We start from the raw sequence: 24,727 nt of genomic DNA, 5'->3' as shown, positions 1-24,727 counted from the left end.
CGAAGGCTAGCGCCCCGCGGTGACGTCGCCGCGGGAGAGGCCGAAGCCCGGCACCGCCTCGGCGGGGTCGAACCCGGTCGCCAGGATCTTGTTGTCGGCGTCGACGAACACCACGTGCGGCTGCAGCTCTCGCGCCTCCTCGGTGGACATCTGGCCGTAGCCGATCAGGATCACCACGTCACCGGGGTGCACCAGGCGCGCCGCGGCACCGTTGATGCCGAGCACCCCGCTGCCCCGCTCGCCGGCGATCGTGTAGGTCTCGATCCGGGCGCCGTTGGTGACGTCGACGATGTGCACCAGCTCGCCGGGGAGCAGGTCCGCCGCATCGAGGAGGTCCTCGTCGACGGTCACCGACCCGACATAGTGCAGGTCGGCCTGCGTCACCGTCGCCCGGTGGATCTTGCTCTTCATCATGGTCCGCAACATCGCTACTCGCTCCGCTCGTAGGAGAACTGCTCGGGCCGGCTTCGCCGGTCTGACTCACCGTTTCGAGACGCCAGGCTCGCTCTTCTCGCGGCGTCTCGAGCTCGCTCCGCGAGCGGTCTCACCGCTCTCCCCCGCCAGCTGGCGTTGCCGCCGCCACCGCGCGGCCCACGCCCAGGGTGAGCGGGAGGTTGTCGATCAGTCGGGTGGCGCCCAGGCGGGCCGCCACCAGGATCCGGGCCTGCGTGCCGGCGGGCGAGTCCACCGGCAGCGGGTCCAGGTCGGGGGTGGTCACCTCGAGGTAGTCGAGGTCGACGGTCTTCGCGGTACGCAGCTCGGCGCGGGCGGCGTCGAGCGCCACGGCCACGCCGTACTGCGCCTCCTGCTGCGCGGCGAGCAGGGCTCGGTGCAGCACGGTCGCCTCGATCCGTTGCTCCTCGTCGAGGTAGCGGTTGCGGCTGGACATCGCCAGGCCGTCGGGCTCGCGCAGGGTCGGCGCACCGACCACCTCGACACCCAGGCACAGGTCGGTGACCATCCGGCGCACGAGCACGAGCTGCTGATAGTCCTTCTGGCCGAACACCGCGACGTCGGGCCGCACCAGGCCGAACAGCTTCGCGACCACGACGAGCATGCCGGCGAAGTGCCCCGGCCGGCTGCGGCCCTCCAGCAGCGATGCCTTCGGGCCGGGCTCGAGCCGCACCTCCGGCTCCCCGCCCGGATAGACCTCCTCCACCGTGGGCGCGAACACCACGTCGACGCCCTCGCGGGCACAGAGCTCGAGATCGGCCTCGAGGGTGCGCGGGTAGCGGTCGAGGTCCTCGCCCGCCCCGAACTGCAGCGGGTTGACGAAGACCGACACCACGACGGGGCCCCGGCCGACCCGCTCCCGGGCCACCCGCATCAGGCTCGCGTGACCGTCGTGCAGGGCACCCATGGTCGGGACGAAGCCGATCACGTCGCCCGCAGCCCGAGCCGCGGAGAGTGCCTCCGACAGCTCGGCGCGGGTGCGCACCAGCACCGGTGCCGTCATCGGCGGTCCCCGGCGACACCCGGAACGCTCGGCCGAGTGCGGTGGCCGGCCCGGGGAGCCGCGGGCTCCTGCGCGGCGTCCAGCAGCTCCTGGATCCTCCGCGCGCGGATCGGCAGCAGCCGACCGTCGGTCACCGCGCGCGCCAGGGTGCCGCGGGCCAGCGCCACGTAGGAGCCCAGGGCCTGCGGCGAGTTGGCCGCCAGGTCGGCGAGGTGCGCCTGAACCGTGCCGACGTCGCCACGCACGATGGGGCCGGTCAGCGCGGCGTCGCCCTGCTCCAGCGCGTTGTCGAGAGCCGCCGAGAGCAGTGGCCGCAGAGTGCCCGCCGGGTCGTCGGCGCCGGCGGCCCGGAGCACCTCCATCGCCTCGGTGACCAGGGTGACCAGGTGGTTGGCACCGTGGGCGAGCCCGGCGTGGTAGAGCGTGCGCATCTCCTCGGGCACCCACATCGGGCGACCGCCGAGATCGGCCACCAGCCGGTCGGCCATCGGCCGCTCCAGGGGACCCGAGGTGAGCCCGAACACGCAGCCGGACAGCCGGTCGAGGTCCACGGCCGTGCCGGTGAACGTCATCGCGGGGTGCAGGGCCACCGGCCGGGCCCCCACTTCGGCGACGGCCGCCAGCACGGCGAGTCCGTGCCGGCCGGAGGTGTGCACGACGTACTGGCCCGGTCGCAGCGCCCCGCTGGCGGCGAGCATCTCCGCCACGTTGCCGAGCATGTCGTCGGGGACGGTCAGCAGCAGCAGGTCACAGGCGCGCGCGACCGCGGACGGCTTGCGCGGCGCCAGGCCGGGCAGCAACTGCTCGATCCGCCGGCGCGAGGCGTCGGACTCGCCGGCGACGGCGACCACGTCGTGTCCGGCGGCGCGCAGTGCGGCGGCGAGGACCGCGCCGACGCGCCCGGCGCCGACGACCCCGACACGCATCCGCTGGGCAGGCTGCACCATGTCGAGACCCTTTCGTTCCAGTCCCGCCGCCCACCCCCGCGGGGGCCGGATCGGGTACCGGACGTCGTTGTCGTGAACCGCGCCCAATCTAGGCCGCCACCGGGCCCACGCCAACGGTTGGCGGCCCGAATGTGACGCAGACGACGTCTCGGCGGTACCCCACGACGCGGTCGGCGGGGTCAGTCACCGCCGGCGGTGGGACGGGCCCGGGAGACGTCATGCCGATCGTCCTCCGGGACGGTGATCGGGCGCTGTCGCCTCGGCAGCCAGACCTCGGTCGCGTAGTCGACGACGTGGGAGTAGTCGGGCGGCGCCTCGATGCGCACGACGCCGGGCACCTGGCGACCCTCGCGGAGGGCGTGGAAGACCTCCCACTCCCGCTGCTTGCGCAAGGTGCGTCTGGTGGTGCCGAAACTGTCGGGATCGACCCAGTGGTCGAACTCATCGCTGTCGAGGTACTTCAGCTCCAGGCACAGACCCTCGGGGAGCCGGAGCCGGCGGGCCCGCTTGGGCACCATCCGCATCTCCCACTCGTAGGCCTTGACGTGGCGGTAGTCCTCGCCCATCGGGAAGACGTACTCCTCCACGTTCTCCAGGTAGACGTCGAGCCAGGCCACCCGGTCGCTCTCCACGAACAGCGGGTGCCGCGGCATCAGCACGACCGCCTCCACACTCTCCAACTGCCAGGCCAGCGCCGCGAAGGTCTGCACGCCCTCGGCGGTCAGCACCATGTCGCCGTCCCACTTCATGGAGTACTGCGTGCGCACATGCGAGAACGCCCAGTTGTAGAAGTAGGCGAGGTTGTGCACCGAGCCCTCGGGAGTGGCCAGGTGCTCGGAGCCGCAGCGGCTGACGTCGAAGGGGTACGCCGCCAGCGTGAGCCGGTCCGGGACACCCAGCCGGCCGGCGACATCGCGCGCCACCTCGGGGCTGCCGTCGGTGGACTGGTTGTCGACCAGCACCACGTGCTGGACCGCCTCGAAGAGCGGCGGGAGGACCCAGGGCAGGCTGCGAGCTTCGTCCTTGACCCGGAGCACCGCCGTCACGCCCGGGATGAGGGAGCGGAAGTCGCGTGGCCACCGGACGTCGAAGTCGTGGCGTCCCTCGAGGTTGGTGAGGAGTCGGTGCTGCTCGCTCACCGGGTCACTGCCCCTGCAGGCGCCGCTTGACCCGCCCGGCGGCCCGGCGTGCGCGCTGGACAGCCGGGCCCTTCGGGGTCGCCGCCTCCTGCTGCTCGGCCTCGCGCGCTGCCGCCGCGGCCCGCGCCTGCCGCTGGGCCCGCGCGTAGGCCGGTCCGGCCGCGACGATCGAGGAGTCGACCAGTGCCTCAGCCTCGGCGTACATGGCCGCGTAGCCGCGCCGCAGGTCGTCGAGTGCGGCGTGGACCTCGGGGCGGTCCTCTCCGGGCTCGGCGAGCAGATTCAGCTGCTCCCACGCCGCTTCGGCGATCTCGCGCAGTGGGCGCGGGACGGACAGGTCGTCCCAGGTGGCGCGTACCCGACGCAGCGACGGATCGACGAACTCGTGCACCTCACGCATGTCGCGCATCCGGGCGAGCGCGATCTGCTCGACGCCGAGTTCCTCCCCCACCCGGACCACGCTGCTGGTCCAGTCGGTGAGCAGGTCGTGGTATCGCACGAAGCTGCGGTTGGATCCTCGGGTGGCCCGCTCGGTGCACAGCATCACGTTCACCCACCCCGCGAGCCGACTGATGTCGCCCAGCCGCCCTCCGTAGTAGGTGTTCTTGCTGCCCACGACCTCGGGCGGGGGTCTGAGCATCGTGACGGTGGCGGTGGTGGCACCGGCGCGCACCGCCGCCACCTGCCACATGGCCAGGAACCAGGAGAGTCGCGGGTCTTTGATGACCAGAGCGTCGGCGGTGCCGAACTGCTGGTCGAGCCAGTCCGACAGCGCCGCCCGATGAGCCTCCTGCAGACCGACCCGACCGGTGTCGAACCAGGCGTCGGGGCGCGCATCGCCGACGCCGACGTTCGCGCGACGCAGCAGCTGCTCGTGGAAGTCGACCACCCACTGCGGCTCACCGAAGCCCTTCGGGTTCGTCGTGTCGGCGACGACCTCGGGCTCGGGGACGTGCAGCCCGAGGTGCTTGAGGATGCCCGACATCAGGCTGGTGCCACTGCGTCCGGAGCCGGCCACGAACACCGCGCGCCGCTTCCCGTCGGCCGGCGGAGGCGTGGTCGCCATCGCCAGGTCGGTCTCGGTGACCTCCGGTTCGGCGTCCCCGGTGCGGTATTCGGGCATCGACTCGTCCTTCGCGGGCGGGCTGGGCGGACACGGTGGTCGGCCGGACGGCGCGGCACCTGGTCGTCGAGGATAGCCCGTGCCCGACGGACGATCTCCGGCCAGGCGCACCTCCCGGCGCGCGCTCTAGGCTTGGGTCATGCCCGCTGCCGACCCCGTGTCCTCCGCCCGTCAGCTGGTCCTCGTGGCCGGCGCCGGCCGGTCCGGCACGAGCACGTTCGCGGGCATCCTGCAGCGGCTCGGCCTGCACGTGCCGCAGCCCGAGGTGCAGACCGACGACACGAACCCCAAGGGCTTCGGCGAGCCGCGATGGGTGGTGGACTTCCACGACGACCTCCTCGGGCACGCGAACGTGCAGGTGAGCGATGCCCGCCCGGCGGCGTGGGAGCGCACGGCCGTCTTCGCCGAACGGCCCGGAGCCACCGGCCGGCTGGCCCGCTGGCTGGAGGCGGAGCTGGAGGCGAACCCCACTCTGGTGATCAAGGACCCGCGATTGTCGTGGTTCCTGCCGCTGTGGACCGGCGTCGCCGCGCGGCTCGGGGCGACGGCCTCGTTCGTGACCATGCTGCGCCCGCCGGCGGAGGTGGTGGGCAGCAAGCGGGCCCACTACAACACCGGCTTGCAGGATGCGCAGGGCGCGGCGGCCTGGGTGAACATGCTGCTCGGCACCGAGCGGGCGACGCGCGGGTCCCTGCGCGCGTTCGTGCGCTATCACGATCTGCTCGACGACTGGCGCCCGGTCGTGGAGGGCGTCCACCAGACCCTGGGCCTGCCGGCGCTGTCGGCCGACGACCCCCGGCTGGCCGAGATCGACGGCTTCGTGGACCCCGGGCTGCGCCGGGTCCGGCTGGACTGGGCCGACCTCGACCTGCCCGATCGTCTGGCGACGCTGACCCGGGAGGCCTGGGAGGAGCTGGACCGACTCGCCGACCCGACCGCCCGGCAGGCGTCGGGCACGGAGCTGGAGGCCCGGCTGGACGCCGTCCGCGAGCGGTACGCCGCCTACTACCTGGAGGCGGAGACCGTCTCGCGGTCGACGGCGATCGCGGCCCGGCACGCCGGCCAGCCGCCGCGCTCTGGGCCGGCGGCCGCCCCGGACAGCCGGGAGGTCACCCCGGCGCCGGGCCCCGGGGTGCGGGCACGCCGGCTCGCGCTGGCCTCCGTGCGGAGGCTGCCCGCCCCGCTGCGCCGTCTCGTGCCGGCCGGACTGCGGGCCAGGATGGCGGCCCGACTCGGCCGAGCCGGCTGAGGTGGCCCTGCTGCGTCGGCGTCGCGCACCGCTGCTCAGCGTCGTCGTGCCGGTCTACAACGTGGCCGGCTATCTCGACGACTGCCTGGCCAGCGTGCTGGGTCAGTCCCACGGCGAGCTCGACGTCGTGGTCGTCGACGACGGCTCCACTGACGCCAGCGGCGAGATCGCGGAGCGCTGGGCGGCCAGGGACGCCCGGGTCCGGGTGCTGCACCAGGCCAACGCCGGTCTGGGAGCCGCCCGCAACGCGGGCACCGCCCAGGCGCGGGGCTCCCACCTCGCGTTCGCCGACAGCGACGACCTGGTTCCCGACGGGGCCTACGCCACGATGCTGGCTGCCCTCGAGCGCACCGGGTCGGCGTTCGCCGTCGGGGCCGTCGAACGCTTCACGGGCGAACAGCGGTCGATGACCCCGCTGGTGCGGGAGAACCACCGCGAGGACCGGTTCGCCACCCGGCTCGAGGACATGCCGTTGCTGCTCGCCGACGTGTTCGCGTGGAACAAGGTCTTCCGTCGCGACTTCTGGGACGACGCCGGCCTGGAGTTCCCGGTCGGGGTCCGCTACGAGGACCAGCCGGCGCTGACCCGGGCGCTGCTGGCCGCCGACCGCGTCGACGTGCTGGCGCAGACGGTCTACCTGTGGCGAGTCCGCGAGGACGGCACCTCGATCAGCCAACAGCGGGCGAGCGTGGCCGACCTGGCCGACCGGGTGCTGACCAAGCGCTGGAGCACCGAGCAGGTGCGGCAGCGGGCGTCGTCCGACATCCGCCAGGTGTGGTTCTCCAGGGTGCTGCCGGTCGACATGTGGGAGTACTTCCGGGCGGCCCCGACCGCGTCGGAGGAGTATTGGGACGCGCTGCGCGCCGCGCTGACGGAGTTCTGGAACTCCGACACCGTGCCCTTCGAGCGGACCTCCCTGCCGCTGCGCCAGCGACTGATGGGTTGGCTGGTGCAGGCGGACCGCCGTGCCGACCTGGGCTCGCTGCTGGCCTGGCTGGACCAGCATCCCGGACCGCTGCCCCGGCGGACCGTGGCCGGGCGGGAGCTGGTGGCCCACCCGTTCGCCGACGACCCCGACCTGCCCCCGGAGCTGCTGGTGCCCTGAGGGCGGCGCAGCGGGCTGCGCCTACAGCAGGCCCTCCTCGGCGAGGAAGTCGGCGGCGACGTCCTCGGGCTTCTCGCGGTCGACCGAGATCCGGCTGTTGAGCTCGGTGAGGTTGTCGGTGGTGAGCGCCGCCATCAGCGGGTTGAGCACGTCGGCCACCTCGGGGTGCTGCTCGAGGAACCGGGTCGAGACGGCGGGCACCAGGTTCTGCGCGGGCTGGACCTGCTGGTCGTCGTCGAGCACGACCAGGCCCTGGGCCTCGAGCGTGCCGTCGGTGGTGCTGGTCTCGCCGAGGTCGGCCTCGCCGTCGAGCACGGCTCGATAGGTCTGGTCGCTGGCGTAGCCGAGCGGGAGCACCTCGGTGACGTCGATGCCGTACTGCTCCGACAGCCCGCCCTCGCAGTCGAGCCGCCCCTCGCAGTCGGGCGCGGCGGCCAACACGACGGACTCGCCCTCGAGGTCGGAGAGTGTCTCGAGCCCGTCGGCCTCGGCCCGCTCCGCGGTCACGAAGAAGGCGTTGGCGTCGGCTGCCGAGGAGAGGTCGAGCAGCGTGATGCCCTGCTTCTCGAGCAGCTCGGCCCCCTGCTCGGCGAGCTCCTCCCCGTCACCGGCGGTGAACGGCTCGGCATCGGCACCGCCGGCCTGGGCGTTGAGGAAGTTCACGATGCCGCCGACGTATTCGGGGACGACGTCGACGGTGTCGGGGAAGGTCGCCATGTAGGCGTCGCGGGCCGCGACCAGCTGCACCTCGGTGTCGAAGCCGGCCTCGGTGAGCAGCAGGTCGTACATCGCGGTGACCAGCTGGGCCTCGCCGAAGTTCTGGCTGGCGATCGTCACCGGGCCGCGGTCCTGCTCGCCAGAGGGCGCCGTCGTCTCGTCGGCGGAGTCGGCGGCGTCGGGCTCGTCGTCGTCGGCCAGGTCGTCGCCGGCACAGGCACTGAGCGCGAGCAGCGGGACCGCCGCCAGCGCGGCGACCAGCCGGAGTCGGCCGGTCGAGCGTGGGCTGCGGCGGAGGGAGGGGGCGGGGCGTCGCTGCATGGAGGGTCCTTCTGTGTCCCGCGACGAGGCGTCGCGCGTGTCCGGATCGAGCAGCCGCGAGGGCGACCGGGGTCGAGACTACGGCGCGGCACCGACAGCCGCAGGTGACGATCTCGTGACGGCCCGCTGGCCGAGGGCCGCCAGGCCCTCCAACACGAGCGCCACCAAGGCGACCACGACCGCGCCGGCGATGCCCTTGCCGTAGTCGGTGCGGTAGAAGCCGTCGGTGATCACCCGGCCCAGACCGGGGCCGGCGACCAGGGCCGCGATCGTCGCGGTGGCCCAGACCTGGACCAGGGCCAACCGGATGCCGGAGACGACCAGTGGGGCGGCGAGCGGCAGCTCCACGCGCCAGAACCGCTGCCACCCCGACATGCCCATGCCGGTGGCGGCGTCCTGCGCCTCGGGCGGCACCCCGCGGACCGCGACGTAGGCGTTGGTGATCACCGGTGGCAGCGCGAACAGGGCCAGCGCGATCAGCGTCGCCAGGCCGGCCCGGCCGTAGGGGCCGAACGAGCTGGTGCCGGGGTGGTCCATGGTGACCAACAGCGCCAGCAGCGCGAACGTCGGCACCGCGCGGCCCACGTTGGAGACGTTCACCGCCAGCACGCCGCCCCGCCCCAGGTGCCCCAGCCACAGGGCCAGGGGCAGCCCCAGCAGCACCGCGAGGCCGAGGGCGGTGACCGTGAGCAGCAGCTGCTCCAGCAGCAGGTCGAGCATGCCGCCGTCGCCGCGCCAGTGGGCCGGGTCGGCGAGGTAGCGCCAGGCGTCGGCGACGACCCTCACTGCGCCACCTCCACCGCGGCGGTCCGAGACCTGGTCCAGGGCGTGAGGAGCCGCTGCAGCACCACCAGGAGCAGGTCGAGGACGACCGCCAGCAGCACGCACAGGACCGCGGCGGTGAGCAGCTCCGCACGGAAGTTCGTGGTGACCCCGTCGGCGATCAGGTCGCCGAGCCCGCCGTGGCCGACCAGCGACCCGACCGTGGTCAGCGCGACCGTCGAGACCGTCGCCACGCGCAGCCCGGCGATCAGCACCGGCATCGCCAGGGGCAGCTCGACCTGCAGCAGCAGCCGGCCCCCGGCGTACCCGAGCCCCCGGGCGGCGTCGCGGACCTCCGGCGGCACCGAGCGCAGGCCGTCGAGCACGGCCCGCACCAGGATCGTCAGCGCGTAGAGCGCCAGGCCGAGCACGACGGTGGTGGCGGAGAGCCCGGTGAACGGCACCAGCAGCGGGAACAGCGCGATGGAGGGGATCGTGTAGAGGCCCGTGCTGAACCCGAGGACCGGACCCTCGAGCCGCGGCCGACGTCGGGCCAGGAGGGCGAGGGGGACCGCCAGGACCAGGCCGAGCACGATCGCGGCGGCGGTGATCTGCAGGTGCGCGACGGTGGCGTCGGCGACCTCCGCACCGCGGTCGCGCAGGTAGTCGGCGCAGAACCATTCGTTGGTGAGCCGGCTGTAGCAGCTCGGCCCCTCGTCGTCGGCCCCGCCGACGGGTCCAGCGAGAGGTCGGCCGACTCCCCCTGCTGCTCCCACGCGCAGAGTCAGGTCGCCGAGTAGGGTCACGCGCATGGACGCTACCGGTCCCGGTGACGACCGGCCGATGATCCGGCTCACGGGTGTCGGGAAGACCTATCCCGACGGCACGGTCGCCGTGCGGGAGCTCTCGCTCGAGGTCGCCGTCGGTGAGCTGCTGTGCCTGGTCGGGCCGTCGGGCTCCGGCAAGTCGACGACGCTGCGGATGGTGAACCGGCTGGTCGAGCCCAGCACGGGGCGGATCGAGGTCGACGGCGCCGACGTCACCAGACAGGATCCCGTCGAGCTGCGACGGCGGATCGGCTACGTCATCCAGCAGGTGGGCCTCTTCCCCCATCAGCGGGTCGAGGCCAACGTGATGACGGTGCCGCTGCTGTTGGGCGAGTCCCGCGCGGAGGCGCGACGCCGCGCCCACGACCGGCTGGCGCTGGTCGGCCTGGACCCCGACGTGTACGCCCGCCGCTACCCCCACCAGCTCTCGGGGGGTGAGCAGCAGCGGGTCGGGGTGGCCCGGGCCTTGGCCGCGGATCCTCCGGTCCTCTTGATGGACGAGCCGTTCGGCGCCGTCGACCCGGTGGTGCGGGTGCGGCTCCAAGAAGAGTTCCGCCGGCTCCAGCAGCGGCTGGGCACCACGGTGGTGCTGGTGACCCACGACATCGACGAGGCGGTGCGGTTGGGCGATCGGATCGCGGTGTTCACCGCCGGCGGCCGGCTCGCCCAGCACGGCACGCCGGCCGAGGTGCTGGCCCGGCCGACCGACGACGACGTCGCCGACTTCGTCGGCTCCTCACGCGGGCTGCGCCGACTGTCGGTGACCAGGATCGACCCCGCGCACCTCGAGCCACTGGACGGCGTCCGGCTCGGCGACCTCGGAGACACCGTCGAGGTGTCCGCGACGCTGGAGGACGCGCTGGCCGCGTTGCTGCGGGAGGACCGGGGCATGGTGGGCGTGCGCGACGGAGCGCGCTTCCTCGGCGTGCTCACCCCCGACGGGGTCCACCGGGCGCTGCGCGCCTCCCTCAGCACCGACGCAGCGTCCTCCTGATCGCCCCGCGAGTCGGCGCTACGGCAGACCCAGCAACGCCGACCCGGCGCCACGGCAGATCAACCTCGCCGCACAAGCACGGATCGATCAGCCGGAGACGGGAACGTCGCGGTGCCAGGACTCGGTGACGTAGGCGGTCTCCCAGCCCATCGAGGTGTAGAGACCGTGGGCGCCGGTCGGCGAGTCGGCGTCGACCTCCAGCCCGACCCGGTCGCGGCCCCGCGCCGCGGCGTCGGCGATGATCGTGCGCAGCAGCCCCTTGGCCACCCCGCGACCGCGGGCCGCCTCCAGCACCCCGAGGTAGGACACGTAGGAGCCATCCGGGCCGTTCGCGCTCTCGCTGACGGTGCCGACGAGGGCACCCACGGCCTGCCGGTCCTCGACCTCGACACCCTCGGCGTCCGGGGTCAGCTCGGCCAGCCACCAGTGGTCCCACCGGTGGCCGGGGTCCTCACGCAGCCGGTGCAGGAACTCGTGGAAGCTCTCCTCGCGGGAGTTGAAGTGGTCGACGAAGGCGCCCTCGAGGACGTCGTGCACCTCGCGCAGGTCGGACTCCTCCGGCATCCCGCTGCCCTCGCGGCGGACCCGCCGGAACACCACGCCGCGGTCGGACCATCGGTGCGGCGACGGCACCAGCTCCGCCTCCTCCGGCGTCACCGGGCGCTTCATCTGCCACCAGGTGCGCACCCGGTCGAACCCCGCCTCGGCGAGCCAGCCTGCCTGGCGCTCGTCGCCGGCGAACGCGCCGGTGTCGATCTGCTGGACCTCCAGACCGCGGGCGGCACCGACGGCGCGCGCCTGCCCCTCCGCCCACGCGAACAGCAACCGGGAGCAGCTCGAGGCGAGCGCCTCGTCGAGCGCGCGGTCGACCACGTGGACGAAGAGCATCCGTCCCTCGGCACGGTCGTGGACACTTCCCCACGCCCGGATGCGGCCGTCGGGGTCGCGCACCACGATGTTCTCCCGCGTCCGCAGCCCCTCGACCTCGACCAGGACGTCGTCCACCGACGCCCCCGGCCACCCGCGGCCGTGTCGCTCGTGGTCCCGGAGCAGCTCGGTGAGCCGCTCGACGTCCTCCTCGACCGCAGGGTCCGGACGGTCGGTGCGCCACCCGATCGGGAACCCGGGGGGCGGCACCACGAGCACGCTCGGGTCGGACACGAACCTGGAGTCCTGAGGAATCACGGGCCCGATTGTGCCGCAGCGGCCGCGGTCACCGCTCCGGTCCGAGCGAGCCGAGTGACGCGGGTCTCAGGATGTGAGTCAGGCGTGACGACGGGCGGTGGCCTCGGCGGTGCGCCACGCCTGGGTGACCACGTCGAGCTCGGCGCGCACCACGTCGAGCTCGCTCTCGAGCTCGGCGACCCGCACGATCGCCTCGGCGGCGCGCTGCTCGGCGTCCTCCAGACGCTTGCTCAGGTCGCGGCCGTCCTGCTCCGCGGCGTTCGCGCGGCGGGCCTCCAGGTTGAGCTTGCGGGTGGCTTCGGCCGCCTGCTTCTGGGCAGCGCCCAGCGCCGACTCGAGGTCACCGATCGCGGTCTCGTGCTCGTGGATGCGGGCCGTCATCGTGTCGACGTACGCCGCATGCTCGGCCGTGCGGGCCACGGTCAGGTCGCGGTAGGCCCGGGCCTGCTCGGCCCGGTCGCGGGCCGCCTCGCGGCGGCTGACGGCGAGCTCGGTGTGGGTGATCCGGGTGGCGGCGGCGCCGAGCACCACGGCCAGGACCGACGCGCCGGCGACCAGCGCCGACGAGCCGCTCAGCAGGGCGCCGCCGACCAGCAGCGCCGAGACGACGAGCAGGGCGACCGCGACGGTGAGGCGGGTGCTGCGCTGCCGACGGCGGGCCTTGACGGCCCGCTCCTGGGGGGAAGACATGCCGCCCAGGTTAGGCCGCATCACCGTCGGATCTGACGCGACACGCGCGCTCGAGGAGCAGCGCGGTCACGCTCACGCCGACACCGGCCGCCGCCGCGACCACCGAGCGCCACATCCGCTGGTCGGCCAGCTCGGCCGCGTCGCCGAGCCAGGAGAGCGCGTAGCCGAGGTAGCCGCCTGCGACCAGAGCGCCCACATAGGCGCAGGCCCGGGCGAGGACGAGCCGGTTCACCGCCTGGTTCGGGTCGAGTCGCACCCGCTGGACGTGGACGGTGCGCCACGTGGACCAGGCGGTGCCGCCGAGGATCGCGACGACGAGCAGCAGCGCCAGCGGTTGCGCCCAGGTGACGATGGGGGCGGTGCCGCCGAGCCGCTCGGCGGCCGGGTGCAGCAGCCACCCGCCGACGATGCCGGCGACCGCCCACCCCGTCAGCACGGCCGGCGAGGTGGGCCGCAGGTGTCCGGCGGGTTCGGGGCGGTCCGGTTCGTCGGGCGGCTGCTGCTCGCGCACAGCGGCCGGCTCAGGCCGGGGCGAGGGTGAGGTCGTCGCGGCGCCGGACGCCGTCCTGGCCGAGGCCGGCCAGCACGTCGGCGATCGGCCCGGCCTCGGGCAGTACGGCATCGGGCTCGAGGTCGAACCACGGCCGCAGCACGAAGGCCCGCTCCTTGGCGCGGGGGTGCGGCAGCACGAGGTGCTCGTCGTCGCTGCGGCGGTCGCCGACCACGATCAGGTCGACGTCGAGGGTGCGCGGCGCGTTGTGGACGTCCTCGTCGCGCTCGCGGTGGAAGGCGTCCTCGATGGCCATCGCCCGGTCGAGCAGCCGGGCCGCCGACAGCGTGGTGTCGAGCAGCACCACCGCGTTGAGATAGGTCGAGGCACCCGCGGGCGAGTCGACCGGGTCGGTCTCGTAGACGGGGCTGACGGCGGTGACCCACACGTCGGGGGTGTCGGCGAGCGCATTGACCGCCCCCTGCAGGCTGGCCATCCGCTCCCCGAGGTTCGACCCCAGGGCCAGCACGGCGCGGCGGATCGGCCGCATCTCGCCGGTCAGGGTGTCGGCGTCGACGATGTGGGGGTTGGGGGTCTCAGTCACTTCGGCCCTCGCGTCTTCGGGTGATCGTCAAGGTGACGTCGGAGAACGTCGCCTCGATGGGGGCGTCCGGCTTGTGCACGGTGACCCGAGCCCATTCAACCCGGGAGTCCAAGAGGCAGACTCCCGCGATGCGTTGGGCGAGGGTCTCGATCAGGTTGACCGGGTCCGCCTCCACCGACTTCTTTACCTCGGCCACGAGACTCCCGTAGTCGACGGTGTCGTGCAAGTCGTCGCTGGCCGCTGCCGGCCGGGTGTCGACACCCAGGACCAGGTCGACGACGAAGGTCTGCCCCTCGCGGCGCTCGAAGTCGAACACGCCGTGGTGGCCGTAGCACTCGATGCCGAGCACGGCGAGCTCGTCGATCTGGCCCGGCAGGCACTGCGGGCTCGTCTCGGCTGTCATCTCATCTCCTCGGGGGTGGGGTCCGGGATCGCGTCATGCAGTCGCTCCAGGGCCGCGAACGCGTCGCGGGTGGCCCGCACGTCGTGCACCCGCACCCCCCACACCGACTGCCGCGCGCAGTGCAGGACGACGGCGAGGTGGGCGTGCTCGCGCTCGTCGACCGGGCGCGGGGAGCCGTCGGGGCCGGCGAGCAGCCGGCCCAGGAACGTCTTGCGGCTCGCCCCCACCAGCACGGGGAACCCGAGCGCCCGCAGCCGCGGCAGGGCGGAGAGCAACTGCCAGTTGTGCTCGGCGTTCTTCGCGAAGCCCAGCCCGGGGTCGAGCACCACCCGCGAGTCGTCGACGCCGGCGGCACGGATCGCCTCGACGCGGGCGGTCAACTCGTCGCAGACTCCCTGGACCACCCCGCCGGGACCGTCGTAGGTGGCGAACTGGGCCATCCGGTCGCCGTGCGCGCGCCAGTGCATCGCCACGTACGTCGCGTCGAGACCGGCGACGGCGTCGAGCATCCGCGGGTCGGCCAGGCCGCCGGACACGTCGTTGACGAGGGCGGCACCGGCGGCCACCGCCGCCTCGGCCACCTCGGCCCGCATCGTGTCGACCGAGACCACGGCGCCGGCCGCGGCCAGCTCGGTGATCACCGGCACCACCCGGGCCAGCTCGTCGGCGACCAGGGGCCGGGTCGCGCCGGGCCGGGTCGACTCACCACCGATGTCGAGGATGTCGGCGCCCTCGTCGAGCAGCCGCAGCCCGTGCGCCACGGCCGCCTCCGGAGCGGCGTACCGGCCGCCGTCGGAGAACGAGTCGGGCGTGACGTTGACGACGCCCATCACCCGGGGCCGCTGCCAAGGCTGGGGCATCGCGGCCGCTCCTACCGGACCCGGTTGATCAGCGACATCGCCTCGGAGCGGGTGGCGGCGTTGTGCATGATGCCGCGCACCGCCGAGGTGATGGTGCGGGCGCCTGCCTTGCGCACACCACGCATGGTCATGCACAGGTGCTCGGCCTCGATCACCACGATCACGCCGCGCGGCTCGAGGATCTCCATCAGCGCGTCGGCGACCTGGGTGGTCAGCCGCTCCTGCACCTGGGGCCGCTTGGCGTAGACGTCGACCAGCCGGGCCAGCTTGGACAGCCCGGTGATCTTGCCGCTCTCGGCCGGGATGTAGCCGACGTGCGCGACGCCGGTGAACGGCACCAGGTGGTGCTCGCACATCGACCACAGCTCGATGTCGCGGACCAGCACCATCTCGTCGTGGCCGATGTCGAAGGTGGTGGTCAGCACGTCCTCGGGGCGCATCCGCAGCCCCGCGGTGAGCTCGGCGTACGCCCTGGCCACCCGGGCCGGGGTGTCCTGCAGGCCCTCGCGGTCGGGGTCCTCGCCGATCGCGATCAACAGCTCGCGCACCGCGGCCTCGGCCCGGTCGTGGTCGTAGACCGGGGCCGGGTCGTCGTCGAGGCCGGGAAGCGGCTCGTGGACCCGGCCGGTGTCGGCGGGCACGGGCTGGTGCGGAGGCTGGCTCATCGGCTGGCTGGTCCTCAGTGCGGCGGGAGGCCGGTGCCGCCGGTGGAAGGGCCGCCCGGGGTCGGCGGTGTGCTGCCGCCACCCAGACCCGGGTCGTGGACGTCGCCGCCCGAGCCGGGCGGGGTGAGGATCGCGCCGGCCTCGCTGCCGGGCTCGTGGCCGTTGACCGCCGCCCGGTCGCGGATCTCCTGGGGGATCTCGACCGGGGGGATTTGTGAGGGGTGCCGCGTCGGGGAGCCGGTCCAGGCGGGCCGCTCGGGGCGCCGACGCAGCGGCTCGAAGATCTCGGCGACCTCGGCCTTGTCGAGGGTCTCCTTCTCGATCAGCTCGAGCACGAGGGAGTCCAGGACGTCGCGGTTCTCCTCGAGGATGTCGAAGGCCTCCTGGTGGGCCGCGGTGAGGAGCTTCTTGGTCTCCTCGTCGACCATCGCTGCGACGTCCTCGGAGTAGTTGCGCTGGTGGCCGATGTCGCGGCCCAGGAACGGCTCGGAGTTGGACTCGCCGAGCTTGATCGCGCCCAGCCGCTCGGTCATGCCGTACTGGGTGACCATGGCCCGGGCCAGGTTCGTGGCCTTCTCGATGTCGTTGCCGGCGCCGGTGGTCGGGTCGTGGAAGACCATCTCCTCGGCCGCGCGGCCGCCCAGCATGTAGGCGAGCTTGTCGAGCATCTCCGCCCGGGTCTGGGAGTACTTGTCCTCGTCGGGCAGCACCATCGTGTAGCCCAGGGCCCGGCCGCGCGGCAGGATCGTGATCTTGTGCACCGGGTCGGTGCCGGGCAGCGCCGCCGCGACCAGGGCGTGGCCGCCCTCGTGGTAGGCGGTGATCAGCTTCTCCTTCTCGCTCATCAGGCGGGTCCGCCGCTGCGGCCCGGCGATGACGCGGTCGATGGCCTCGTCGAGGCTCTCGTTGGAGATCAGCTTGCTGTTGCTCCGCGCGGTGAGCAGCGCCGCCTCGTTGAGCACGTTGGCCAGGTCGGCGCCGGTGAAGCCGGGGGTGCGCCGGGCGACCGAGAGCAGGTCGATGTCGGGGGCCATCGGCTTGCCGCGGGCGTGCACCTGGAGGATCTGCTGGCGGCCGGTGAGGTCGGGGGCGTCGACCTGGATCTGGCGGTCGAAGCGGCCCGGGCGCAGCAGCGCCGGGTCGAGCACGTCGGGCCGGTTGGTCGCGGCGATGAGGATCACGCCACCGCGGACGTCGAAGCCGTCCATCTCCACCAGCAACTGGTTGAGGGTCTGCTCGCGCTCGTCGTGGCCGCCGCCCATGCCGGCGCCGCGGTGCCGGCCGACGGCGTCGATCTCGTCGATGAACACGATCGCGGGCGCGTTCTCCTTGGCCTGCTCGAACAGGTCGCGCACCCGGGAGGCGCCGACGCCGACGAACATCTCGACGAAGTCGGAGCCGGAGATGGAGTAGAACGGGACGCCGGCCTCACCCGCGACGGCACGCGCGAGCAGCGTCTTGCCGGTGCCGGGCGGGCCGTAGAGCAGCACGCCCTTGGGGATCTTGGCGCCGACGGCCTGGAACTTCGCGGGCTCCTGCAGGAACTCCTTGATCTCGCCGAGCTCCTCGATGGCCTCCTCGCAGCCGGCCACGTCGGTGAACGTGGTCTTCGGCATGTCCTTGGAGATCAGCTTGGCCTTCGACTTGGCGAACTGCATGACGCCACGGCCGCCACCGCCCTGCACCTGGTTCATCAAGAACAGGAACAGCAAGATGATGAGCGCGAACGGGATCAGCGTGGAGAGGATCGAGCCGAGCAGCGAGGGCTGGGGGTTCTCGGAGTTCGACTCCTCGATCTCGCCCGCGGCGACCTGGTCGTCGACGGCGTTGATGATGTCTTCCTGCTGACCCTGCACGTAGTGGGTCATCACCTTGTCGCCGGCGTCGCGGACGTCCTCGTCGAGAGTCGCCTCGATCTGCTGGTCGCCGTCGATGAAGGTGATCTCCTTGACCTCGCCGTCGGCGATGTAGGACTCCATCTCCGAGGTCGCGATCTCGTCGTAGCCGCCCCCGGGGGCGAGGTACTGCAGGGCGAGGAGCACGCCGATCACCGCGACGACGATCCACAGCCAGGGACCCTTGAATATCCGCTTCACAGACTTCTCTCGCACTCGCCTGACGCGCCGGCGGCGGGGGCTCCGGCCGAGACGCGCATGTTGGAACTGCCGACGGTACCTTCCGGCGGCAACGACCATTGTGGCAGCCGGGACCCAGGCGGCGTACCTGCCGGGGTGGGGTGGGATGACCGGGGCTCGGCGGCGGGAGGATCGCCGGAGATCCGGCGATTCCCGCGCTTCACACGGGGTGCACCTCGTGAGAAGCACCAAGAGCGCGTGGGAAGTACGCCGTGCGGTCCGGGCGACAGGCGTCAGGAGTACACGTGCGGCGCCAGCGTGCCGATGTCGCGCAGGTTGCGGTAGCGCTCCTTGTAGTCCAGGCCGTAACCGACCACGAACTCGTTGGGGATGTCCCACCCGACGTACTTGACGTCGACGGGCATCTGGAGCGCCTCGGGCTTGCGCAGCAGCGTGCAGATCTCGACGCTCGCGGGATTGCGCGAGGAGAGGTTCGAGGTCAGCCAGGACAGCGTCAGCCCGGTGTCGATGATCTCGTCGACGACCACGACGTGCCGGCCGGAGATGTCGGTGTCGAGATCCTTGAGGATGCGCACGACGCCGCTGGACTTGGTGCCGGAGCCGTAGGACGACACCGCCATCCAGTCCATCTCGACGTGCCGGCTCAGCGAACGGGCGATGTCGGCCATCACCATGACCGCGCCGCGCAGCACGCCCACGATGAGCAGGTCCTCACCCTCGTAGTCACGCTCGATGTCGCGCGCGAGCTCCTTGAGCCGGGCCTGGATCTGCTCCTCGGTGAAGAGGACGTTGACGAGGTCGTTCTCCACGTGGGACGAGTCCATGGCGCACAGGGTAGGCGGTCACCGTCCGGCCGCGCGACGGAGGCTGCTGCTACGGGTCAGCGCTTACGCGGCGGAGCCTTGACGGTCAGCTTCAGCACCTCGGACTGACCGGCCGAGGTGTAGTCGTTGCCGGCGTAGGCGACGACCATCTTGTAGATGCCGGGGCGGAGCTTGGGCAGCTCGATCTCGGCCGATCCGCGGTCGGAGCGGACCAGCTCGGCCTCGCCGAAGACCTTGCGGCCCTTGGTGACCTCGACGTCGCCGGTGACCGGGTCGACGTCCGGGCTGGTGACCTGCAGGGTGACGGTGGCGCGCTTGTTGCTGCGCACCTGCTTGCTGGACAGCTCGGCGGCGACGGTGACCTTCGCCTTGCGCACGAGCGTCATGGTCTGAGTGTCCACCCGCCGCACGTCACGTCCGCCGACCTTGACCGTGCCGGCGGAGCGCACGGTGCGGAAGGGGTCGGGAGTCCCGGCCGGGCTGGAGTACTTCAGGACGTACTCGCCGGCGGGCACGACCAGGAAGAAGAAGCCGTCGACCTCGTTGCCGTGCCGGGTGGGGCCGGCGTAGGTGAGCGAGCTGGCGACCACGGCGGAGCTGCCGGGCTCGAACGCCTCGACCAACACGCCGAGCGGCGCGCGGCCCGCTCGGTCCTGCACGGTGCCCTGGATCCAGGCCTTGCCCTTCGCCGGCTCCGGCGCCTTCAGCACCACGCCCGCGGCGTCGGGGACGGCCGTCGTGGCGCCACTGGGCGACAGCGTCGCGACCGCGAGACCGCCGGCCAGGACGGTGGAGGCGGCAACCAGCAGGCGGCGGCTGCGGCGGGTGGTGGTCATGGCGGTACTCCTCGGCTCCCGGATGGTCATCAACAGAGTCGGCGCTGGGCCGGTTTCCCGGAGCGAACGTGACGAAAACCACCCGGATGGGTCAGGTGAACGAGGCGAAGACCACCCGGTCGACCCGTTGCCGAGAACGGGAGCGGGGCGGCCACCTCTCGGTGACCGCCCCGCCCTTTGGTGTGGGTCAGCCCCACAGCATCGCGAGCAACTCCTTGCTCGTGGGGATGTCGACGAGCTGGCCGCCGCCCTTGGGCCCGCCGTGCCGCTTCGCGGGACGCACCTTGAGCAGCACCCGGTCGGAGGTCGAGGACTCGACGCCCTCGCCGCCGGTGAACACCACCCGCACCTTGTGCACGCCGCGCTTGAGCTTCGGCAGCTTGACCCTCACCTGGCCGTCGGCGGCCTCGCGCACCTTGCGCTCGGCCACGACCTTGCCGTTCACCTTGACCGCGATCCGGCCGACAGCCGCTTCGCCGTCCTCCCGCACGACGCGCACCTTGACGACGCCGCGCTGCGGGAGCCGGACGACGCGGTCGACCAGGCTGACGGTCGTCGTGGTGGCCACGGGCTCCGGGTCGACCGGCGGCTCCTCGCCCTCGGGCACGTCGACCCCGTCGGAGGTCGCGGTGCCGTCGGCGTAGCCCGGCTTGCTGGCGGTGACGACCACCGTCAGCTCGCTGCCCCGGTCGGCCTCGACGACCTGGTACGTCGACGAGGTGGCACCGGCGATCGGCTCACCGTCGCGCTCCCACTGGAAGCCGAAGGTCAGCCCGGTCAGGTCCCAGGTGCCCTCGCTCGCGGTCAGCGTCTCCCCGACCTCCGGGTCGCCGGTGATCGCCGGCGGCGCCGACGCCACGGGGGCGTCGCCGGCCGCCACGGTCACTGCCGTCGAGTCGGCGGTGCCGTTCGGCAGACCGGTCTTGGAGGCGGTCACCCGCACCGACAGGCCGTGCGTGCTGTCCTCGGCCGTGGCGACGTACGTCGTCCCGGTGGCGCCGGCGATGGCCTCGCCGTCGCGCAGCCACTGGTAGCCGAAGGTCAGGCCCTCGGTGTTCCAGGTGCCCGGTGTCGCGGTCAGCGTCTCCCCGACCTTGGCGGTGCCGGTGATCGTCGGCTTCGCGGTGTTGACCGGGGCCGTGGCGGGTGTGCCGCCACCTCCGCCTCCGCCGCCCGGAGTCGGCGGCGGAATGACCGGGACAGGGACCAGAGCCAGGTCCAGATCGGTGACCGCGGAGGGCACGCCGACAACCGGGCTGACGAGATCGAGGTAACCGTCAGCACGGACGGTGACGTACCAGCAGCCTTTGGCCACGTCCCAGCCGTAGTAGCCCGAGGCGTTGGTCAGCTGAGGATTGACGTTTGGGTCGATCTCCGGGCTGGCCGCGCTAACGGGAACGCCGAGGTGGACCGGCGCGGGCTGGCCCCAGGGTGCGCCGGCGGCCTTCGACTCGTTGGTCTCACACGTGCCGGGCTCGAGCGTGCCCTCCTCGTTCGGGGTCCAGCCCGGCACCTTGTGCAACAGGACCTCCGCGCCCTTGACCGGCTCACCGGTCGCCGCGTCGGTGACGAACCCGCTGGGGTCGTAGAGCACGATCTGCCCCAAGGTGGTGACCAGGGTGGTCTGACCCACGCACTCGACCTGCGTCGAGATCACGCCGCCCGTAACGCTCGCGGCGATGGCCGTCTTCGGGATCGTGGCCTGGAACAAGCCGTCTCCGTCACCCAGGGCGGGGTATGGCACACCGTCGTAGAGGACCGTCACCTCGGGCTGGATGCTCTCGTCGGTGCAGACTGCCGGGAACGTCAGGGTGAGGTCGGAGGGTTCGGCGGTCGGGAAGGTGACGGTGAACTGGCCGGTCACCGGGTCTTGGTTGACACTGCCGGTGGCGGTGTCAGCCGAGACGTCGAGGTTCACAGGCGGGGCGGCGTCCTCAGCGGAGTCGAGGTAGGTCCAGAACCCGTACAGGTCGTCCTCTGTGCCGCCGGAGCGGACGACGAACCGCAGCGTCTCCCCGATGTGGGCAGAGGTGTCCACCGTCGCGGTCCGCCAACCGGAGGTCTTCAGATCGGTGCCCTCCGCCCACGCCCCCTGCGTGTAGGAGGCCAGCACCTCCCCGGAATCCGGCTCGATCACCGCGACGTCGAAGTGGAACTCGTCGAATCCGGTGTAGTCGTAGGTGAAGATGTTGAAGGAGAACGCCTCGTTGTCGCGGCTGGCCACGAAGTCCTGGCACAGCAGATTCGGACCCTCCGGCTGGTTCGTCGCATCAGAGTCGTAGGTGTGGCCAAGGCGAGCCATGTGGTCGCCTTCCCACGGCTGGGTGAACTCGTCGGCGCCGACGACCTCAACACCTTCACGAGCGAAACCTTGAGTCCAGCCCACGAGCTCATCCTCGAAGCCCATGTTCGTCAACGAGTCGTTCACCGTGGTCGGCGTGCAGGTCAGGTCGGGCTCCAGTCCGAGAGACAGTTCGAGGAAGCTGCCGCTGTAGGTCACGGTCTCTTCGGCCGCTATGTAGCCATCCTTGGACGCGACGACTGTGTACTCGCCCGCCCCAGCGAGTTCGTCAAAGTAGACGCGGCCATCTGAATCGAGGACGGCGGACTTGGAGAACCCTTCAGGACCTGCGAGGGCAACCTCCACTCCCTCCATCGAACCGGCGAACACAGAATCGAACACGCGGATCAGGATGCCCTGCCTGGCTGCTAGCTTCACCGCGCCCACGTCGTGCACCTGGTCCGCGACCACGATGACGGACGCGATCTCCGCATCGTGCATGTCGAAGCGACTGAACGTAAGGCGGTAGCTTCCCGGCGGAACGTGGAGTGCGAACCAGCCATGCTCCTGCTCCGGGCCGGCATAGGTGAACGCCGACGCCACCGGCTCCTCGTCCTCACCCTCGAGGAGCCATGCCTCGACCAACACGTCGTCGAGGAAACTGGAGTCGAGTTCACTCTGAACCACTCCATGCAGAAGGGCCTGACCCTCCGCGGGCGTCGGAAAGTCCGGAGGCTCGACCGGTTCATCGAGCGAGTTCGCCGCGAGCGAGACAGGCGCCCGGGCCGGCCCCAGTTGTGCCGCGGGTGAAGCAGCAGTCACCGGGGCCAAAGATCCGAGAGTGAGACCCAGGCTGGTGATGCCTAGAAGCAGGAAATGTCGAAGCGTCGACGACGGCATGGTTCCCCCCAATTGATGTCGTTGGGTGGAACCTAAGGTCAGGCGCCGTCCGGGATTGCCAAAACGCCTCGAGAAACCCGCCAGAATGCGAAGAAATGGTCCAGAAATTGCACCTGACTAGTCCGTCCTAACTATCACCCCAGCCTTGGAAACTCCCGCAGAACGATCGCGCCGTCCCGCCGCTCGCCCCGCACATGCCCAGGCAGGTCCACCCACTTCTGCCCCCGCCAGTCGGTGACCAGCGCATCGAGGGCGAGCACATGGGTGTGGAACAGCTCCGAGGCCGGCGACCTGGCGGCGAGCGCGGCCAGCCGCAGCACCCGGCGGCGCAGGGCGTCGGGCTGGGCGCCGAGCCCGGCGACCGGGAGGGAGCCGTCGGCCGCCACCAGCTCGGCGTACGCCGTGTCGGCAAGGTCGTCGAGGAGGTCCATGTCGGCGCGCAGCTGGTCGGCGGTGCGGGCCAGCGTGGCCGCGACGCCGGGGCCGAGCTCCTCCTCGAGCACCGGCAGCACCCGGCGCCGTGCCCGCACCCGGGCGAAGCCGTGGTCGTCGTTGTGCGGGTCGTCCCAGAACTCGATGCCCTGCACCTGGCAGGCGGTCACGGTGTCGTCACGCGAGACGTCGAGCAGCGGGCGGGCGAAGCAGTCGAAGGCCCGGCGCATGCCGGCCAGCGACCTGCCGCCCGACCCGCGGGCGAGCCCCAGCAGCACGGTCTCCGCCTGGTCGTCGCGAGTGTGGCCCAGCAGGACCGGCGCCGGACCCGCCTCGCCGCCGACGTGCGCGGAGACCTGCTCCAGCACGGCGTACCGCGCCCGCCGGGCGGCCGCCTCCGGTCCGAGCCCGCCGGCGTCCACCGACACCCGCGCCGACAGCGTCTCGTCGGCCCCGAGCTCGGCCATCTGCGCCACCACCCGGGCGGCCTGCTCGGCCGAGCCTTCCTGCAGGCCGTGGTCGACGGTCGCGCCGACCACCCGCAACCCGACCTTGTGCCCCTCGAAGACCGTGGCGGCCAGCAGCGCCAGCGAGTCCGCGCCACCCGAGCAGGCGACCACCACCGCGCGCCCCGGCCCGGGACCACCCGCAACCAGCCAGCGGCGTACGCCGATCCGCACCGCGGCGACCGCCGGGTGCAGGCTCACCTCGCCCTCCGGACCGCGCCCGCCGCGCCGCCCATGCCGTCCGTCACGGGGAGGCGGTCACAGCACCCGGGCAACCCAGGCCTCGTGGTCGGCGATCTCGTCCTTCGACGGCAGGTTGTCGGCGTGCTCCCAGACCGCGTTGAACTCGGCCATGCCGACCTTGTCGACCACGCCGCGCACGAACTTCGCCCCGTCGCGGTACTGCGCCATCTTCGCGTCCAGCCCGAGCAGCCGGCGCAGCACGCGGTCGAGGGTGCCGACACCCTGGCGGCGCCGGTCGAAGCCCGCCCGGATCTTCTTCACGCTCGGGATCACGCTCGGCCCGACGCCGTCCATGACGACGTCGGCGTGGCCCTCGAGCAGCGACATCATGCCGGTGACCCGGTCGAGGATCTCCCGCTGCTCGGGACTGCTGACCACGTCGAGCAGCCCCTGCTGGCCCAGCCCGCCGCGCAGCGCCTCCACGACCCGGGAGAGCCCGTCGTCGAGCAGCTTCGTGGGCTCGACGGTCTCGGCGAGCGCCTCGACCTGCGCGGAGAGGTGCTCCCGCATCCACGGCACGGCGGTGAACTGCACCCGGTGGGTCTCCTCGTGCAGGCACACCCACAGCCGGAAGTCGGTCGGGTCGGCACCGAGCTCGCGCTCGATGTGGACGATGTTCGGCGCCACCAGCAGCAGCCGCCCACCCGGCTCGTAGAACGGGTCGAACTGGCCGAGCACCTTGCCGGACAGGAACCCCAGCAGGCCGCCCACCTCGACGCCGGTGACCCGGGAGCCGACCGCCTTCGCCAGCCCCGTTGGCGGCTTCTTCTCCGTCAGCTTGTGCACCAGCGGCTCCATCACGGTGGCGAAGGAGTCGGCGTTCGCCTGCACCCAGCTCTGCCGGTCGACCACCAGCACCGGGGCGGTACCCGGCGGGGCGACCAGCCCGGTGAAGTCCTGCACCAGGCCGGTGGAGCGCTCCGCGTCCGCGCGCAGCCCGGCGACCACGGCGGCCGCCTCGGTGCGGGCGACCTCGGGTCCTTCACCGGCGATCCGGGAGCCGACCTTCACGGCGAGGTCCCAGTCGACCATCGAGCCGCTGCCCGGCTGCTGCTTCGTCATGCTGCGACGG

General features: G+C 72.3%; 24 protein-coding genes. 3 read left to right on the top strand and 21 right to left on the bottom strand.

The genetic code is table 11. From position 1 onward, the window contains the following. Window positions 1–6: 6 nt before the first annotated feature. The 5 genes from panD to D6B71_RS22655 all read right to left on the bottom strand — a co-directional run bounded on the left by panD (window position 7) and on the right by D6B71_RS22655 (window position 4,665). Window positions 7–426, bottom strand: coding sequence for an aspartate 1-decarboxylase (gene panD / locus D6B71_RS06240; protein ID WP_121253152.1), 420 nt, complete (start codon window positions 424–426; stop codon window positions 7–9). 118 nt (window positions 427–544) lie between these two features. Beyond that, complete coding sequence (gene panC / locus D6B71_RS06235) at window positions 545–1,456, bottom strand: pantoate--beta-alanine ligase (RefSeq protein ID WP_121253150.1); 912 nt, start codon at window positions 1,454–1,456, stop codon at window positions 545–547. Continuing rightward, on the bottom strand, window positions 1,453–2,403 hold the full coding sequence (locus tag D6B71_RS06230) for a Rossmann-like and DUF2520 domain-containing protein (RefSeq protein WP_121253148.1): 951 nt from the start codon (window positions 2,401–2,403) through the stop codon (window positions 1,453–1,455). The genes panC and D6B71_RS06230 overlap by 4 nt, the downstream gene beginning before the upstream one ends. Window positions 2,404–2,582: 179 nt before the next feature. Continuing rightward, on the bottom strand, window positions 2,583–3,542 hold the full coding sequence (locus D6B71_RS06225; RefSeq protein ID WP_121253146.1) for a glycosyltransferase family 2 protein: 960 nt from the start codon (window positions 3,540–3,542) through the stop codon (window positions 2,583–2,585). A 4-nt stretch (window positions 3,543–3,546) separates the two neighbouring features. Next, window positions 3,547–4,665, bottom strand: coding sequence for a sulfotransferase family protein (locus D6B71_RS22655; protein WP_164519559.1), 1,119 nt, complete (start codon window positions 4,663–4,665; stop codon window positions 3,547–3,549). A 139-nt stretch (window positions 4,666–4,804) separates the two neighbouring features. Between D6B71_RS22655 and D6B71_RS06210 the strand changes: the two genes are divergently transcribed. Both D6B71_RS06210 and D6B71_RS06205 read left to right on the top strand, forming a co-directional pair. Further along, window positions 4,805–5,914, top strand: coding sequence for a sulfotransferase family protein (locus tag D6B71_RS06210; RefSeq protein ID WP_121253140.1), 1,110 nt, complete (start codon window positions 4,805–4,807; stop codon window positions 5,912–5,914). Window position 5,915: 1 nt separating this feature from the next. Then, window positions 5,916–7,019 carry a glycosyltransferase family 2 protein gene (locus D6B71_RS06205; protein ID WP_121253138.1) on the top strand — a complete coding sequence of 368 codons (1,104 nt, stop codon included), beginning with the start codon at window positions 5,916–5,918 and terminating at the stop codon, window positions 7,017–7,019. A gap of 21 nt (window positions 7,020–7,040) precedes the next feature. Here D6B71_RS06205 and D6B71_RS06200 read toward each other — a convergent pair whose 3' ends face one another. From D6B71_RS06200 to D6B71_RS06190, 3 genes are all read right to left on the bottom strand, one after another. After that, the gene (locus D6B71_RS06200; protein WP_121253136.1) at window positions 7,041–8,057 is read right to left on the bottom strand and encodes an ABC transporter substrate-binding protein; all 1,017 of its coding nucleotides are present in this window, start codon (window positions 8,055–8,057) and stop codon (window positions 7,041–7,043) included. A gap of 78 nt (window positions 8,058–8,135) precedes the next feature. Further along, entirely contained in the window at window positions 8,136–8,843 is a 708-nt protein-coding gene (locus D6B71_RS06195) for an ABC transporter permease (RefSeq protein ID WP_121253134.1), read from the bottom strand. Next, a complete protein-coding gene (locus D6B71_RS06190) occupies window positions 8,840–9,625 on the bottom strand; it encodes an ABC transporter permease (protein WP_240641177.1) in 786 nt (261 codons plus the stop codon). Before D6B71_RS06190 ends, D6B71_RS06195 begins: the two co-directional genes overlap by 4 nt. Window positions 9,626–9,629: 4 nt before the next feature. Between D6B71_RS06190 and D6B71_RS06185 the strand changes: the two genes are divergently transcribed. Further along, window positions 9,630–10,640, top strand: a complete 1,011-nt coding sequence (locus D6B71_RS06185) for an ABC transporter ATP-binding protein (protein WP_240641176.1) — start codon at window positions 9,630–9,632, stop codon at window positions 10,638–10,640. Window positions 10,641–10,727: 87 nt separating this feature from the next. Here the strand turns inward: D6B71_RS06185 and D6B71_RS06180 are convergent, their stop codons facing one another. The 13 genes from D6B71_RS06180 to D6B71_RS06115 all read right to left on the bottom strand — a co-directional run bounded on the left by D6B71_RS06180 (window position 10,728) and on the right by D6B71_RS06115 (window position 24,717). Then, a complete protein-coding gene (locus D6B71_RS06180; protein ID WP_206051597.1) occupies window positions 10,728–11,801 on the bottom strand; it encodes a GNAT family N-acetyltransferase in 1,074 nt (357 codons plus the stop codon). Between the two features lie 102 nt (window positions 11,802–11,903). Further along, window positions 11,904–12,515 (bottom strand): hypothetical protein, encoded by a 612-nt coding sequence (locus D6B71_RS06175; RefSeq protein WP_121253128.1) that lies wholly within the window; start codon window positions 12,513–12,515, stop codon window positions 11,904–11,906. Window positions 12,516–12,525: 10 nt separating this feature from the next. Beyond that, on the bottom strand, window positions 12,526–13,026 hold the full coding sequence (locus tag D6B71_RS06170) for a DUF3180 domain-containing protein (RefSeq protein WP_240641175.1): 501 nt from the start codon (window positions 13,024–13,026) through the stop codon (window positions 12,526–12,528). 10 nt (window positions 13,027–13,036) lie between these two features. Then, on the bottom strand, window positions 13,037–13,609 hold the full coding sequence (gene folK, locus D6B71_RS06165) for a 2-amino-4-hydroxy-6-hydroxymethyldihydropteridine diphosphokinase (protein ID WP_121253125.1): 573 nt from the start codon (window positions 13,607–13,609) through the stop codon (window positions 13,037–13,039). Continuing rightward, a complete protein-coding gene (folB, locus tag D6B71_RS06160) occupies window positions 13,602–14,012 on the bottom strand; it encodes a dihydroneopterin aldolase (protein WP_121253123.1) in 411 nt (136 codons plus the stop codon). The genes folK and folB overlap by 8 nt, the downstream gene beginning before the upstream one ends. Next, a complete protein-coding gene (gene folP / locus D6B71_RS06155; protein ID WP_240641174.1) occupies window positions 14,009–14,872 on the bottom strand; it encodes a dihydropteroate synthase in 864 nt (287 codons plus the stop codon). The genes folB and folP overlap by 4 nt, the downstream gene beginning before the upstream one ends. Window positions 14,873–14,883: 11 nt before the next feature. Then, entirely contained in the window at window positions 14,884–15,537 is a 654-nt protein-coding gene (gene folE / locus D6B71_RS06150) for a GTP cyclohydrolase I FolE (protein ID WP_121253119.1), read from the bottom strand. A 14-nt stretch (window positions 15,538–15,551) separates the two neighbouring features. Further along, window positions 15,552–17,633 carry an ATP-dependent zinc metalloprotease FtsH gene (gene ftsH / locus D6B71_RS06145; protein ID WP_240641173.1) on the bottom strand — a complete coding sequence of 694 codons (2,082 nt, stop codon included), beginning with the start codon at window positions 17,631–17,633 and terminating at the stop codon, window positions 15,552–15,554. A gap of 272 nt (window positions 17,634–17,905) precedes the next feature. After that, window positions 17,906–18,457 carry a hypoxanthine phosphoribosyltransferase gene (gene hpt / locus D6B71_RS06140; RefSeq protein WP_121253115.1) on the bottom strand — a complete coding sequence of 184 codons (552 nt, stop codon included), beginning with the start codon at window positions 18,455–18,457 and terminating at the stop codon, window positions 17,906–17,908. 56 nt (window positions 18,458–18,513) lie between these two features. Continuing rightward, entirely contained in the window at window positions 18,514–19,293 is a 780-nt protein-coding gene (locus tag D6B71_RS06135; RefSeq protein WP_121253113.1) for an Ig-like domain-containing protein, read from the bottom strand. Between the two features lie 187 nt (window positions 19,294–19,480). Further along, a complete protein-coding gene (locus D6B71_RS06130) occupies window positions 19,481–22,222 on the bottom strand; it encodes a hypothetical protein (protein ID WP_126688196.1) in 2,742 nt (913 codons plus the stop codon). A 386-nt stretch (window positions 22,223–22,608) separates the two neighbouring features. Beyond that, window positions 22,609–23,613 (bottom strand): tRNA lysidine(34) synthetase TilS, encoded by a 1,005-nt coding sequence (tilS, locus tag D6B71_RS06120; protein ID WP_121253108.1) that lies wholly within the window; start codon window positions 23,611–23,613, stop codon window positions 22,609–22,611. A 57-nt stretch (window positions 23,614–23,670) separates the two neighbouring features. After that, complete coding sequence (locus D6B71_RS06115) at window positions 23,671–24,717, bottom strand: zinc-dependent metalloprotease (RefSeq protein WP_240641172.1); 1,047 nt, start codon at window positions 24,715–24,717, stop codon at window positions 23,671–23,673. Between the last annotated feature and the right edge of the window lie 10 nt (window positions 24,718–24,727).

The sequence above is a fragment of the Nocardioides ferulae genome (assembly GCF_003660455.1).
In the GTDB taxonomy this organism is placed as follows: domain Bacteria; phylum Actinomycetota; class Actinomycetes; order Propionibacteriales; family Nocardioidaceae; genus Nocardioides; species Nocardioides ferulae.
The sequence above is the reverse complement of the archived record's forward strand: the minus strand, read 5'-3'. Positions and strand labels throughout refer to the sequence as shown.

Bases quoted from the DNA above. Each gene is read 5' to 3' on its own strand.
- D6B71_RS06230 (WP_121253148.1), bottom strand. From the start codon at position 2,403: ATGGTGCAGCCTGCCCAGCGGATGCGTGTCGGGGTCGTCGGCGCCGGG.
- panC (WP_121253150.1), bottom strand. From the start codon at position 1,456: ATGACGGCACCGGTGCTGGTGCGCACCCGCGCCGAGCTGTCGGAGGCA.
- folE (WP_121253119.1), bottom strand. From the start codon at position 15,537: ATGAGCCAGCCTCCGCACCAGCCCGTGCCCGCCGACACCGGCCGGGTC.
- D6B71_RS06200 (WP_121253136.1), bottom strand. From the start codon at position 8,057: ATGCAGCGACGCCCCGCCCCCTCCCTCCGCCGCAGCCCACGCTCGACC.
- folP (WP_240641174.1), bottom strand. From the start codon at position 14,872: ATGCCCCAGCCTTGGCAGCGGCCCCGGGTGATGGGCGTCGTCAACGTC.
- D6B71_RS06115 (WP_240641172.1), bottom strand. From the start codon at position 24,717: ATGACGAAGCAGCAGCCGGGCAGCGGCTCGATGGTCGACTGGGACCTC.
- D6B71_RS22655 (WP_164519559.1), bottom strand. From the start codon at position 4,665: ATGCCCGAATACCGCACCGGGGACGCCGAACCGGAGGTCACCGAGACC.
- folB (WP_121253123.1), bottom strand. From the start codon at position 14,012: ATGACAGCCGAGACGAGCCCGCAGTGCCTGCCGGGCCAGATCGACGAG.
- D6B71_RS06175 (WP_121253128.1), bottom strand. From the start codon at position 12,515: ATGTCTTCCCCCCAGGAGCGGGCCGTCAAGGCCCGCCGTCGGCAGCGC.
- D6B71_RS06135 (WP_121253113.1), bottom strand. From the start codon at position 19,293: ATGACCACCACCCGCCGCAGCCGCCGCCTGCTGGTTGCCGCCTCCACC.
- D6B71_RS06210 (WP_121253140.1), top strand. From the start codon at position 4,805: ATGCCCGCTGCCGACCCCGTGTCCTCCGCCCGTCAGCTGGTCCTCGTG.
- hpt (WP_121253115.1), bottom strand. From the start codon at position 18,457: ATGGACTCGTCCCACGTGGAGAACGACCTCGTCAACGTCCTCTTCACC.
- panD (WP_121253152.1), bottom strand. From the start codon at position 426: ATGTTGCGGACCATGATGAAGAGCAAGATCCACCGGGCGACGGTGACG.
- D6B71_RS06185 (WP_240641176.1), top strand. From the start codon at position 9,630: ATGGACGCTACCGGTCCCGGTGACGACCGGCCGATGATCCGGCTCACG.